This is a genomic window from Arthrobacter sp. Rue61a (assembly GCF_000294695.2).
Taxonomy (GTDB): domain Bacteria; phylum Actinomycetota; class Actinomycetes; order Actinomycetales; family Micrococcaceae; genus Arthrobacter; species Arthrobacter aurescens_A.
Window position 1 is genome coordinate 2,365,898 of record NC_018531.1, and the last position, 12,626, is coordinate 2,378,523.

The 12,626-nt window shown below is 63.7% G+C and carries 11 protein-coding genes; 9 read left to right on the plus strand and 2 right to left on the minus strand.

The window, feature by feature from the left end:
- Position 1: 1 nt before the first annotated feature.
- The 5 genes from ARUE_RS10730 to ARUE_RS10750 all read left to right on the plus strand — a co-directional run bounded on the left by ARUE_RS10730 (position 2) and on the right by ARUE_RS10750 (position 5,289).
- Positions 2 to 925, plus strand: a complete 924-nt coding sequence (locus ARUE_RS10730) for an ATP-binding cassette domain-containing protein (protein ID WP_011774679.1) — start codon at positions 2 to 4, stop codon at positions 923 to 925.
- Between the two features lie 112 nt (positions 926 to 1,037).
- A complete protein-coding gene (locus tag ARUE_RS10735; protein WP_014921802.1) occupies positions 1,038 to 2,036 on the plus strand; it encodes a Gfo/Idh/MocA family oxidoreductase in 999 nt (332 codons plus the stop codon).
- Positions 2,033 to 3,091 carry a Gfo/Idh/MocA family protein gene (locus ARUE_RS10740; RefSeq protein WP_014921803.1) on the plus strand — a complete coding sequence of 353 codons (1,059 nt, stop codon included), beginning with the start codon at positions 2,033 to 2,035 and terminating at the stop codon, positions 3,089 to 3,091. The genes ARUE_RS10735 and ARUE_RS10740 overlap by 4 nt, the downstream gene beginning before the upstream one ends.
- A gap of 33 nt (positions 3,092 to 3,124) precedes the next feature.
- Positions 3,125 to 4,231, plus strand: coding sequence for a Gfo/Idh/MocA family oxidoreductase (locus ARUE_RS10745; protein WP_014921804.1), 1,107 nt, complete (start codon positions 3,125 to 3,127; stop codon positions 4,229 to 4,231).
- A 23-nt stretch (positions 4,232 to 4,254) separates the two neighbouring features.
- A complete protein-coding gene (locus ARUE_RS10750; RefSeq protein ID WP_043470225.1) occupies positions 4,255 to 5,289 on the plus strand; it encodes a Gfo/Idh/MocA family oxidoreductase in 1,035 nt (344 codons plus the stop codon).
- A gap of 81 nt (positions 5,290 to 5,370) precedes the next feature.
- On the opposite strand, the gene iolB is transcribed toward ARUE_RS10750, so the two are convergent.
- A complete protein-coding gene (gene iolB, locus ARUE_RS10755; protein WP_014921806.1) occupies positions 5,371 to 6,264 on the minus strand; it encodes a 5-deoxy-glucuronate isomerase in 894 nt (297 codons plus the stop codon).
- 19 nt (positions 6,265 to 6,283) lie between these two features.
- Positions 6,284 to 7,024, minus strand: coding sequence for a GntR family transcriptional regulator (locus ARUE_RS10760; RefSeq protein WP_043470228.1), 741 nt, complete (start codon positions 7,022 to 7,024; stop codon positions 6,284 to 6,286).
- A 253-nt stretch (positions 7,025 to 7,277) separates the two neighbouring features.
- Here ARUE_RS10760 and ARUE_RS10765 point away from each other — a divergent pair, with 253 nt between their 5' ends.
- From ARUE_RS10765 to ARUE_RS10780, 4 genes are all read left to right on the plus strand, one after another.
- Positions 7,278 to 7,703 (plus strand): ChaB family protein, encoded by a 426-nt coding sequence (locus ARUE_RS10765; RefSeq protein ID WP_043470231.1) that lies wholly within the window; start codon positions 7,278 to 7,280, stop codon positions 7,701 to 7,703.
- Positions 7,704 to 7,854: 151 nt separating this feature from the next.
- Positions 7,855 to 8,877, plus strand: coding sequence for a 3-oxoacyl-ACP synthase III (locus ARUE_RS10770; protein WP_011774687.1), 1,023 nt, complete (start codon positions 7,855 to 7,857; stop codon positions 8,875 to 8,877).
- Positions 8,871 to 11,588 carry an alpha/beta fold hydrolase gene (locus ARUE_RS10775; RefSeq protein WP_043470233.1) on the plus strand — a complete coding sequence of 906 codons (2,718 nt, stop codon included), beginning with the start codon at positions 8,871 to 8,873 and terminating at the stop codon, positions 11,586 to 11,588. Before ARUE_RS10770 ends, ARUE_RS10775 begins: the two co-directional genes overlap by 7 nt.
- The gene (locus ARUE_RS10780) at positions 11,585 to 12,574 is read left to right on the plus strand and encodes an NAD-dependent epimerase/dehydratase family protein (RefSeq protein ID WP_014921810.1); all 990 of its coding nucleotides are present in this window, start codon (positions 11,585 to 11,587) and stop codon (positions 12,572 to 12,574) included. The genes ARUE_RS10775 and ARUE_RS10780 overlap by 4 nt, the downstream gene beginning before the upstream one ends.
- The last annotated feature ends 52 nt before the right edge of the window (positions 12,575 to 12,626 follow it).

Genomic DNA, 12,626 nt, shown 5'->3' on the forward strand with positions numbered 1-12,626 from the left:
AATGAATGCCAAAGCGATCGACCAGGAAACGCTGCTCCAGAATGAGCGTGATCCCCTCACCCACACACCCGTACATCTCCTTTCCTTGGAAGGAGTGGGCAAGCACTACGGCAACATCATCGCGTTGAGTGACGTCACCATGGCCGTGGACAACGGCCGCGTTACCTGTGTGCTGGGCGACAACGGTGCGGGCAAGTCCACGCTGATCAAGATCATCGCCGGTCTCCACCAGCACGACGACGGCGTCTTGAACATCATGGGTGAGGAACGAAAGTTCGGTTCCCCCCGCGATGCCCTGGACGCCGGCATCGCCACGGTGTACCAGGACCTTGCGGTGGTACCGCTGATGCCGATCTGGCGGAACTTCTTCCTCGGATCCGAGCTCACCAAAGGCTTCGGCCCGTTCAAGTACATGGACGTCGAACAGATGAAGGCCATCACGCTCAAGGAACTGGCCGAGATGGGCATCGACCTGCGCGATGTAGAGCAACCCATCGGACAGCTTTCCGGCGGTGAACGCCAGTGCGTCGCGATTGCCCGCGCCGTGTACTTCGGGGCCAAGGTCCTCATTCTGGACGAACCCACGGCGGCCCTGGGCGTCAAGCAGTCAGGCGTGGTCCTGCGCTACATCCTCCAGGCTCGCGACCGCGGACTCGGCGTCATCTTCATCACCCACAACCCGCACCATGCCTTCCCCGTAGGCGATCGGTTCCTTCTGCTCAAGCGCGGCAAATCCATTGGTTACTACGACAAGAAGGACATCACACTGGACGAACTCACGGCCCAAATGGCTGGTGGTGCTGAGCTTGCTGAACTTGCCCATGAGCTGGAACAGCTGGGCGGCCATGGCGACGTCGTGAAAGAGGTCAAAGCCGAGGTCGCGGACGTTGACAGCGTGAACGCCGGCGGCCCGAAACACGCCTAGAAGCAGCACGCGGCGGTGTCCTCCGGAGATCTCTTCGAAAGACCCCGTCCGCTGTGCGTACGGCCCGCTTACCTCGTCAACAGAACGCACATCGTCAATAGAAGGGAACACCATGCCGATCCGGGTAGGTGTCATCGGCGCCGGAGTCATGGGCGCTGACCACATCAGGAACCTCTCCACCACCATCGGCGGCGCGGAAGTCACCTTCGTGGCAGATCTCGACGCCGGCCGGGCAGCGGCTGCTGCGCCACCGTCGGCACGCATCACCACGGACCCGACGGAATTGATCAACTCCAGTGACGTTGACGCGGTAGTTGTTGCCTCGCACGACTCCACACACGCGGGCCTGGTCCTGGAGTGCTTTGAGGCCATGACCCCGGTCCTGTGCGAAAAGCCCCTGGCGCCCACGCTCCTGGAAAGCCTCGAAGTGGTAGCGGCCGACGCCGACATTGTGGCGGCAACGGGCGCATCCCTGCTCTCCCTCGGCTTCATGCGGCGCTTCGACCCGGGCTATGTGGCACTTCGGCAGGCCGTGCAAGGCCGGGTGCAGGGCGAGCCCCTCATGGTCCACTGCGTCAGCCGGAATGCCGCGGCAGGACCCGGAACCACGTCAGAATCAGCCATCACCAACTCGGCCATACATGAGTTGGACATCATTCCCTGGCTTCTGGACTCTCCTGTCACGGAAGTGTCGTGGCAGGCCGGGAAGAAGACAAGCCGTGCCGAGCCGGGCCTGCAGGACCCGTCGTTCATGACCCTCCGCACTGCAGATGGAACCCTCACGACACTTGAGCTTTATCTCAATGCCCAGTATGGATACACCACTCGCTGCGAAGTGGTCTCTGAACAGGGCACCACGTCCCTGCAGGAGTCTTCACTGCTGGGCATTGAACAGGACGGAACCCGGCAGGCGGTGATCCCCGCGGACTGGCGCCCCCGCTTCGCCGACGCGTACCGGCTGCAGTTGCAGGCCTGGATTTCTGCACTCGCTGGTGGCGAAGCGCCATCCCTTGCAGGCGCACAGGACGGACTCAACGCATCGCTCGTTGCACAAGCCATGATCCAGTCGCTGCACAGCGACGGGACAACTACGAAAGTCAGCTACTCATGACCCTTCAAGCACTCCCTCACTCCCGCGTTCCGGGGTCCCGTGATGCTCCCACCCTCAGATGGGGCATCATGGGCCCGGGATGGATCGCCGAACGGTTCACCGAATCCATCCAGGCGCATACCGGGCAGGTGATAGCCGCCGTCGGATCCCGATCCGTGAACCGGTCCAAGGCCTTCGCGGAGGCGTACAACGTCCCCGCCGCCTACGGGAGCTACGAGGAACTCGCTGCTGCCCCGGACATAGACATCGTCTACGTGTGCACCCCCCACACCGGCCACCACGCAGCCGCGGTCCTGGCCATTGACGCCGGCAAGCACGTCCTGATCGAAAAGCCCATCGGCCTCAACGCGGATCAGGCGCGGGACATCGCCGCGCGGGCGGGGGCTGCCGGCGTTTTTGCCGCCGAAGCCATGTGGACGTTTTTCCTGCCGAAATTCGATGTGATCCGGCAGATCCTTGAGGCAGGAACGCTGGGCAGCATCACCACGGTGGTCGCAGAGTATGGCGAGCATTTTGATCCTTCGCACCGCATCTTCGATCCGCAATTGGCTGGTGGTCCGCTGCTTGACCTGGGTACGTACCCGCTTGCCCTGGTCACGGAAGTTTTGGGTAGTCCACACAAGCTGCATGCAATCGGCCAGCCGCACGAGTCGGGAGTGAACGCCCAGCTGTCCGCCGTGATGCAATTCGACGGCGGCGCGCAGGCGGTGGTCAATACCCACTTGCATAACTTCACTCCCACTGCCGCCACCATAGTTGGTTCCAAAGCCACGTTGACCATCGAGGGTTCCTTCACCATGCCCGGCGCCTTCGAGGTCAGGTTCCCTGACGGGACGCGGCTGCGCTACGACGAGCCGGCTGGCGGACACTTCGAAGGCCTGCACTTCGAGGCCGCGGCCGTGGCCCGGGCGGTTGCCGGAGGTAGCACGGAAGCCAGCCAGCGGACGCTGGCAGCCTCCATCCGCACACTGGAAGCAGCCGATGAGATCCGGCGCCAACTGGGCGTGGTGTTCCCCGGTGAAAGTGGCGTCCCGGGCATATCCGCCCGGCCCTGAAGACACAAAACCCACACTCCGAAAGGACGGCCCATGGCCTACCTCGCTCCACATTCTGTCCCCTTGCCGGCTCCTGTACGGATCGGCCTCATCGGATCCGGCTGGATGGGCGCGTTCCACGCCGAGAGCATTGCCCATCGTGTCCCGGGCGCGGTGCTGGCGGCTATCGCAGATCCCAACCTCGAATCTGCTGAGGCCCTCGCAGCATTGCTCGGCACGGCCCACATCACGGCAAACCCGGACGACATACTGGCCGATCCCACCATCCATGCCGTGATCATCGCCAGCCCCGCCCGCTTTCATGCCGGTCTGATCACCAAGGCCGCTGCAGCCGGAAAGCACGTTTTTTGCGAGAAACCCGCAGCCCAGGACCTTGCCGAACTCGATGCTGCCCTGACCGCCGTGGAGGCCGCCGGAGTTCATTTCCAGATTGGCTTCAACCGCCGGTATGCGGCGGACTTCCAAGCGGCAAAGCAGGATCTGGCCGCCGGGATTGTGGGTAGGCCGCAGCTCCTTCGCTCGCTGACGCGCGATCCAGGCAGCGGCAGCATCGCTCACGCAGCCAAGGTCCCGGCGTGGACAATCTTCCTGGAAACCCTCATCCACGACTTTGACACCCTGAACTGGTTCAACGAAGGGGCCGAGCCGGTGGAAATCCATGCCGTAGCCGATGCACTGGTGGAACCCGGTCTGCGGGACCAAGGGTTCCTGGATACCGCAGTGGTGACCGTGCGTTACAGCAACGGAGCCATCGCTGTGGCAGAAGCGAACTTCAGTGCCCTGTACGGTTACGACGTCCGGGGGGAAGTCTTTGGTTCCAAGGGGATGGTCCAGGCCGGTCGTGCGACGGAAACCGCAGCACGCCGCTATACGGCCGACGGACTGGGAGCAGACACCCCTCGGCTGAACGTGGAGCTCTTCCGGCAGGCCTACACGGATGAACTCGCCGATTTCACCGCGGTGGTGAGTTCACGGCGCGATGGTACGCCGCCGCCGTCGAGCGCTTTTACGCTCACACCCGGCGCGCCTGACGCCCGCAGAGCACTTGCCTGCGCGCTGGCGTGCATCGACTCCGTCAAACAGGGCAAGTCTGTGCGCGTGCCCCAGGTTGCGACACTGCAGCCCACGCAGATCCGCTAACGCATCTACCCACGAAGGAAATGATGAAAGAAGTCACTCTTGGCCTGGTTGGCGTGGGGCGCATCGGCGTCATGCACGCCAACAACATGGTGGCCCTCAATGAAACGCTCCGAGACAGGGGCGTCAACGTTCGCCTGAAGCTCACAGACGTGGCCACGGAACATGCCCGGTCGGTCGCTGCCGGAATGGGCGCGGACTTCGTGCCATCCGTGGCCGAACTGCTGTCCTCCGGTGTGGACGGTCTAGTCATTGCTACGGGTACGGCGACCCACCCGGAGCTGATCCGTGCCGGAGTGGACGCCGGAATCCCTGTCTTCTGCGAAAAGCCGGTGGCCATGAATGTTTCCGACGCGCTGCCGGTGCTGGATTACATCAGTGAGCACGACGGCGTGGTGCAAATCGGACACCAACGACGCTTCGATGCCGGTTATCTGGAAGCCAAGCGCGCGTACCAGGCCGGCGAGTTGGGTTGGATCCACTCGCTGCGCGCCGTCACGTGCGACATGACGCCGCCCCCCGTGGAGTTCCTGGCGACGTCCGGGGGCCTGTTCCGGGACTGCTCGGTTCATGATTTTGATATCCTGCGCTGGCTGACGGGACGCGAAATCGTGGAGGTCTATGCCAAGGGATCCAACAATGGCGATCCAGCCATTGGGGAAGTAGGCGACGTGGACACGGCATTGGCGCTCATTACTTTCGACGACGGCACGGTGGGAACGGTTTCTGCCAGCCGGTACAACGGGGCCGGCCACGATGTGCGGTTGGAGATCCAAGGCTCACGCAAGACGGTCATGGTGGGTTTGGACGAGAAGTCTGCTGTGGCTTCGGTCGAAGCTGCAGTCGCTTTCCCTGACGGTGACCCGCACCAGACCTTCGCAGAGCGCTTTGACCAGGCATACCGTTCCGAGATGGTCGCCTTCGTGGAATTGGTGCTGCAGGAGCGCGGGAATCCATGTACCCCAGAGGACGCAGTAGCAGCATCCCGAGTGGCAGATGCGGCCCAGGAATCGCTGGCTACCGGTGTTCCCGTGAGGGTTGCTCTCAAAGTGTCCAGCTGAGTCTCCCACACCGCAAAGTGCCCCTCTCCGAATCTCAGGGATTCCGGGAGGGGCACTTTTGTGTGTTCGGAAGTTGACGATCTAAGCGCTGAACGGCAGCCGGGGGTCGATGTTCTGCCCTTCCCAGCTTTGCCGTACCCAACCGTGGTGGGGGTCGTCGCTGATGAGCCATTCACGGACAGGACCCGGGCCTGCCATGACGTTGAGGTAGTACAGGTCGTAGCCCGGTGCGGCCATGGCCGGACCATGCCAACCATAGGGGACCAGGACGACGTCGCCGGTGCGCACCTCAGCGGACACGTCGATGGGGCGTTCGTCCGAGGCGTAGACCCGTTGATAGCCGATTGCGTCGGCGTCCGCCGGAGCGCCGGAACCTGCGGCCACTTGGGTCTCGAAGTAGTAGATCTCCTCGAGGTGGGTCTCCCCGTCTTTTTCCTCATCGTGTTTGTGAGGCGGATAGGAGGACCAATTCCCGGCCGGTGTAATGACCTCGCAGACGATGAAGCGGTCTGCCTCCAGTGCCGCCGGCGTGCCGAAATTGTGCACCTGACGCGAGCAATTGCCGGCGCCCCTCAATTCCACGGGTGTCTCAGCGGCCAGGACCAGCCGGGTGGGGTAGGAGGTGCGCGCCGGGGCGGTGGCGACGGCCACGCGGCCGCCGTCGGCCGAGCTGATGGTGACGGCTTTTCCGGTGCCCGAGTACAGGACGTCGCTGGGTCCGTGAAACACAGAGGACCGGCCCGCGAGGGGGTGGTTGACGCCATCGACGGTTACGGTAAAGGCGCCGTTGAGGGGCACCACAATGCGTTCTTCAGCAACGGCAGGAAGTTCGACGGCGGCGCCCGCCGCGACGGTGGCGACCTTGAGGCCGGTGTGTGCCCAGCCGTCGATGGCTATGGCGGAATCAGAAGTGCCGAGTGAGATGTCCCAAACGCCGTCGGTGGCGGAACCCAAGGGGTAAACCCAGTTGGTCATGGCAGGGGAGTCCTTTGTTTTAGCGCTGTACGAGTGTCATTTCGAAACTGTAGGAATCGGCGCGGTAGACGTGGTGGCCCGTCTCCACATGACGGCCGGTATCGTCCACAGCTGTGCGTTCCATGGTGACCAAAGCGGAATTCACTTCGGTCTCAAGGAGGGGTGCCTGGTAGTCATTGGCGATCATTGCGCCGATGCGTTGTGTGGCAAGACGGAAGTTGACGCCGCCGCGGCGCAGGATTGAGTAGAGGCCCTCTGCTGCAAGCATGGCTTCGTCCATGGTTGCGATGTCATCGCGCACCCAGTTCTCCATCAGGGCCAGTGGTTTGCCCCCCACTTTGCGGAGTCGGGTGAAGTGGTACACCTTGGAGCCGGCCGGGAGCTCGAGCGCCGCGAGGGTGGCGGGGTCGGCTTCCTCGTGGGAAAAGCTCAGCACGGTGGTGGTGGGCTTTTTGCCGTTGTTGGTGAGGTCGTCAAAGAGGCTGGAGAGCTCCAGGGGGCGGCGGACCTGACTGGATACCACTTGGGTTCCTACGCCGCGTTTCCGAACCAAGAGACCGGAACGGACCAGTTCATCCATGGCCTTACGCATGGTTGGCCTGGATAGGTTGAGCTGGGCCGCGAGGTCGATTTCGTTCTCGAGGCGGCTGCCGGGCTCCAGTACTCCGCTGTGGATGGCGGCCTCGATCCCCTGAACCACCTGGTGGTACAGGGGCACGGGAGAGGATCGGTCGATGTTAAGACCAAGTTTAGTAACCACTGGATACCCCGAATTCAGGCTCAAACCCTTGCCTCCCTGTCAGGACGATCCAGGTTTGTAGCCATTTGTTCTCTTGATAGGACATAGTTCTCTCTTGATGGTAGCAGCCAACTTTCGATGGTCAAACGGTCGAGCCACCGTGTTCGCTCCGGTTCTTGATCCAGGGCGCGGGTTCACCCCAGACTTGACGTGTTGACGCCCATCCGGAGCGCCGGGCGGAAACTGTGCCTTCCACGACAGGAGCTTGAGTGCCATGCCAAAGACTGGAAAGAACCATCACGCCCGCAAGGACGAGTTGCCGTCCACCTTGCAGCGCTCGGAGCAGAAGGCGCAGGACACCTTTGCCAAGACCTACGATTCGGCGATGGAGTCCTATGACAACGATTCGAGCCGGGCGGCCCGCACGGCCTTCGCGGCACTGAAGCACAGTTATGAGAAGGTGGGCGACCACTGGGAGGCCAAGGAGGAACGCGGACCTTCGGATGAGCACGCGGAGGAAGGGGCGGACTCCAGGAAGCCGACGGCCGGGGGAGTAGATGCCAATGCGTCCAAGGAGCACCTCTACCGGCGTGCGCGGGAACTGGAAATAAAGGGACGCTCAAGAATGGACAAGGACGAGCTGGTGAAAGCGCTTCAGAAGGCCAACGACGCCGCCACACGGAAGGCTCGGGCGGGCTGACGTCCCACAGTCCCGCTTCGGTCCCGAGACCGCTCCAAGGACGCCAAATATGCAGGAAGCGGTTTACACCGGCATAGTTAACGTCTTGGGGTTGCACTTTATGGGTACAGTCACCGCATGAAGGCAGGACAGAAACGAACAGGGGCTTAACTTGGCAGGGAATGCGACCTTCCGGCACAGCAACACCGCGCTGCTCTCGGTGAGCAGCGTCGAGGCTCCGAGGATAGTGAGCTCCACGGATTTCGACCGGAGATTGGCTTCGACCCTGCAGCGGCTGAAGTTTCCACCGCGATTGCTTGAACGTGTTGCAGGGATCACACACCGGCGCTGGTGGGCCGCCGGGACATCGTTCGATGACGCTGCCGTGGAAGCGGGCGCAAAAGCCTTGGCTGAAGCCGGAGTCGAAGCCTCGGAAGTCGGCTTGCTGATCAACACCTCGGTTACCAGGCGCAACCTGGAACCGTCCGTAGCGGTCAAGATACACCACGAACTTGGCCTGCCGTCCTCGGCCATGAACTTTGACCTGGCCAACGCCTGTCTTGGATTTGTGAACGGCTTGATCCTCGCAGCCAACATGATCGATTCGGGCCAGATCAGGTATGCGGTCATCGTTAACGGAGAGGACGCGCAAGGCACTCAGGAAGCCACGCTGGCGCGACTCCAAAGGCCTGAGACCACGCGTGAAGACTTTAATCGGGAATTTGCCACCCTGACCCTGGGATCCGGAGCTGCCGCGGCCGTTCTGGGCCCCCGTGATGAGTACCCCGGGGCGCACCGGCTTGTGGGTGGGGTCATGCGTGCCGGCACCGAGCATCACGAACTGTGTGTTGGTGGAATCGACGGCATGTCCACCGACACGAAAGGCTTGCTGGACGGCGGCCTGCAGCTTGTGGTGGACGCCTGGCATGAAGCCCAGCCTGAGTGGGACTGGGCCAGCATGGACCGCTACGTCACACATCAAGTCAGCAATGCCTATACCCAGGCGATCATCAATGCCATCGACCTGGACCCGGATAAGGTTCCCATCACTTTCCCGCACTGGGGCAATGTGGGTCCTGCATCGCTTCCCATGACGCTCGCAGCCCAGGCGCAGTCATTGACCTCGGGAGACCGGGTCCTGTGCATGGGCGTGGGCTCAGGCCTGAACGCTGGAATGGTGGAAATCGTTTGGTAGCCGCCAACTGGCCCGGAGTGGACCCGGAATGGTCCCGGACACTCCGGGTAAGGTCCACGTCGGAGGTGGACGCGCCGGGCGTACTTCGTCGCTGGCATGTGCTGGATAACGGCGCGCAACTCTCTCGCCGCGGCCTGACTCCGATCGGGACCTTGCTCTGCGTGCATGGCAACCCCACCTGGTCCTATCTGTGGCGGACGCTGGTGAGGGCGGGATCCGATCCGGCTCATCCATGGCGTGTTGTTGCTGTGGACCAGCTGGACATGGGCTACTCGGAGCGCACCGGGACATTCCGGCGCCTGGCTGATCGAATCAACGACCTCGGAGACCTCACGGATGCGTTGGGCCTGGAGGGGCCGGTTGTTACTGTGGGCCATGACTGGGGCGGCGTGATCAGTTCGGGCTGGGCGCTGGAGCACCCACAGCAGGTAACAGCTGTTGTGTTGACCAACACCGCCGTCCACCACCCTTCCGATTCGCCACTCCCGGCGGCCCTTCGGCTCGCCTTGCACCCTGCCGTGCACCGCTGGGGCACCACGACGTCGGACGCCTTCCTGCGTGTGACGCACTCGCTGGCGAACCCGCCGCTGCCGGCCGACGTCCGCCGGGCCTTCATGGCCCCCTATCGCGGAGCCGCCCGCCGAACCGGAGTGGGGAACTTTGTTGCGGACATCCCCGCAGACCCCTCCCATCCCAGTTTTCCTGCGCTGACACGCGTAGCGGAAGGTTTGCGTGGGCTAAAGGTTCCCGCCCTGATGCTCTGGGGTCCCACGGATCCAATATTTTCAGACCGGTACCTCAAAGATCTCATCGCCCGGCTACCTCACGCGGACGTGCATCGCTTCGAAGGTGCCGGACACCTCGTGGGAGAAGACCGGGACATTGCCACGCCCGTTTTTGACTGGCTTGCTGTGCACGGTGCCAAGATCGGTGGGGATGATTCCCCGGTGGCTGCGGCTCCTGCCAGCCGCCACCTGATCCAGGACACCGAAGAAGAGAAGCCGGCATTCAGACCCCTGTGGGACTCGCTCAGCGAACTGGCTGCGGGTCCGGCAAAGGAAGACATCGCTGTTGCGGAAATGGCGAGCGACGGAAGCGTGAGTCACTCGCTCAGCTGGCAACAGCTGGACCGGAACATCCTGGATATGGCGGAGGGCTTACGGGAATCCGGTGTGGGGCACGGTACTCGTGTGAGCCTGATGGTTCCGCCCGGAACCGACCTCACCGTTGCCCTTTACGCCTGCCTTAAGCTGGGGGCGGTTGTGGTCGTGGCCGACGCCGGACTGGGAACCAAAGGCATGAGCCGTGCGGTGAAGGGCGCTACTGCCGATTTCCTCATTGGCATCGACAAAGCACTCGCGGCTGCCTCGGTACTGGGCTGGCCGGGACAGCGCATTAGCGTGAAGGACCTCCCGGCTGCCCGCCGTCGGATCCTGGGGGTTGAGACCTCGCTTGCGGCCCTGGCAAGGAACGGCGCAACGATCAGGGACGCTCGCAGGCTCCGGAATGGGGACGAGCTGCCGATGGACAGCGTGGATCCGTCTGCGCCGGCCGCGGTCCTCTTCACGTCGGGCTCCACGGGCCCCGCAAAGGGCGTGCTGTACACGCACCGGCAGCTTGCGGCGATGCGTGACACAGTGGCCGCGACTTTCGGGATCCATTCCGGTTCCCGGCTCGTAGCGGGCTTCGCCCCCTTTGCCTTGCTGGGCCCGGCACTGGGAGCGGTTTCGGTGACGCCCGCAATGGATGTTACTGCGCCGCGCACCCTAACGGCCGGTGCCCTGGCGGACGCCGTCGCAGCCATCGAGGCCTCAGTGGTCTTTGCTTCGCCCGCGGCCTTGCGCAACGTCATAGACACCCGGGGTGACTTGAGCAGGACAGGGCTAATCGCTCTTGAAAACGTTGAGTTGCTCTTGTCCGCAGGCGCCCCCGTGCCCGAGCCGCTCCTGGCGCAGGTACAGCAGCTGATGCCCGGGGCGTCCCTCCATACGCCCTACGGAATGACGGAAGCGCTGCCGGTCACCGACATCAGCCTGGAAGACATCCGGGCCGCCGATGCTGACGCGGATGCCGGGACCATAGCCGGAGCCGGCAACGGGGTTTGCGTGGGGAAGCCTGTGCACGGAGCCCGCGTGGCGGTTATCCCGCTGGCGGCGAATGGAACCGCGCCCGGACCGAACCGTGTGACCGACGCCGGCGTCACCGGCGAGATCCTGATCAGCGCTCCTCACGTCAAGGAAGCCTATGACAGGCTCTGGTTGACTCAACGCGAGAGTGCCAGCCTGGCCGGATGGCACCGAACGGGGGACGTGGGCCACTTCGACGCCGCCGGCCGGCTTTGGGTGGAAGGACGCCTTTCTCATGTGGTGACGGCGCCGGGGGCTGTGGTGACGCCTGTCGGGGCCGAGCAATCCATCGAACGCCTGGACCGCGTGCGCATGGCCGCCATCACCGGCGTTGGACCCTCAGGAACCCAGGCGGTGGTTGCGGTGGTCGAGACCGTGCCTCCCGTCCCGAAGGCCGGCCCCGCTGACCCGCAACTCGCCGGGCACGTCCGACGAGCGGCCTCCCAGGCCGGCGTCGAGGTCAACGCAGTGCTCGTGGTCCCCACCCAGCCCACCGACATCAGGCACAACGCCAAGATCGACAGGACCCGGCTGGCCCGCTGGGCTTCGCAGGTGCTGGCCGGCGGCCGTCCAGGTAAGCCATGAGGGTCCTGGTCACCGGCGCCAGCGGGCTTCTGGGAGGAGAAGTGGCCCGGCAACTGGTCCATCAAGGCCATGACGTGGCTACATTTCAGCGCCGCCCGTCGGGCATCGACGGTGCGGAGGACTTCCGCGGGTCCTTGAACGACGATGGGGCGCTCCGCAGCGCAATTGACAGGGCGGAAGGCATCATCCACCTTGCTGCCAAAGTGTCCATCACGGGCCGCGCGGCCGAGTTTGACGGCGTGAATATTGAAGGAACGCGCCGGTTGCTCCAGATGGCCCGTATGGCGGGGGTCCGGGACGTTGTGTATGTCTCGTCACCATCTGTGGCGCACTCCGGTTCCGCGATTGTGGGATTGGGCGCGGAGCAGGCTGACCCACGCCATGCACACGGCGACTACGCCCGCACCAAGGCCGAGGCTGAGTTGTTGGCCCTCGCGGCGAACGGACCTGACATCCGGGTGGCAGCGGTGCGCCCCCACATTGTGTGGGGGCCCGGAGACACCCAGCTGGTTGAACGCGTTCTGGCCCGCGCAAGCCACCGTCGGCTGCCGTTGCTGGACGCCGGTGCCGCACTGATCGACACAACGTACGTGGACAACGCAGCGTCGGCCATCGTCGCCGCCCTGCACCGTATGGAACACGTCCATGGCAGAGCGGTGGTGGTGAGCAACGGTGAACCACGGCCGATCGGCGAGCTACTGGCGGGCATTTGCGATGCAGGTGGCGTGGCCCCGCCGTCGTGGTCTGTGCCGGGTGGCCTGGCAAGGGCAACTGGTGCGGTGGTTGAAAGGTTCTGGACCATGGCAGGGCGCAAAGAGGAGCCGCCAATGACCAGGTTCCTCGCTGAACAGCTCTCCACCGCCCACTGGTTCGACCAGCGCGTCACGCGTGAACTCCTCGACTGGACACCTGCTGTTTCGCTTGATGAAGGACTGGCCAGGCTGGCCGAGTACTACGGCTCCGGAACAACAGGCCCACTTGCCTAAAAGCCGTTTCGCCTTTTCACCGGATCAGTGTTGCCAAACCTGGACGTCAGGA

What these genes read in the sequence shown, in the direction of transcription:
- ARUE_RS10730 (WP_011774679.1), top strand. Translation starts at nt 2, where the DNA reads ATGAATGCCAAAGCGATCGACCAGGAAACGCTGCTCCAGAATGAGCGT.
- ARUE_RS10735 (WP_014921802.1), top strand. Translation starts at nt 1,038, where the DNA reads ATGCCGATCCGGGTAGGTGTCATCGGCGCCGGAGTCATGGGCGCTGAC.
- ARUE_RS10740 (WP_014921803.1), top strand. Translation starts at nt 2,033, where the DNA reads ATGACCCTTCAAGCACTCCCTCACTCCCGCGTTCCGGGGTCCCGTGAT.
- ARUE_RS10745 (WP_014921804.1), top strand. Translation starts at nt 3,125, where the DNA reads ATGGCCTACCTCGCTCCACATTCTGTCCCCTTGCCGGCTCCTGTACGG.
- ARUE_RS10750 (WP_043470225.1), top strand. Translation starts at nt 4,255, where the DNA reads ATGAAAGAAGTCACTCTTGGCCTGGTTGGCGTGGGGCGCATCGGCGTC.
- iolB (WP_014921806.1), bottom strand. Translation starts at nt 6,264, where the DNA reads ATGACCAACTGGGTTTACCCCTTGGGTTCCGCCACCGACGGCGTTTGG.
- ARUE_RS10765 (WP_043470231.1), top strand. Translation starts at nt 7,278, where the DNA reads ATGCCAAAGACTGGAAAGAACCATCACGCCCGCAAGGACGAGTTGCCG.
- ARUE_RS10780 (WP_014921810.1), top strand. Translation starts at nt 11,585, where the DNA reads ATGAGGGTCCTGGTCACCGGCGCCAGCGGGCTTCTGGGAGGAGAAGTG.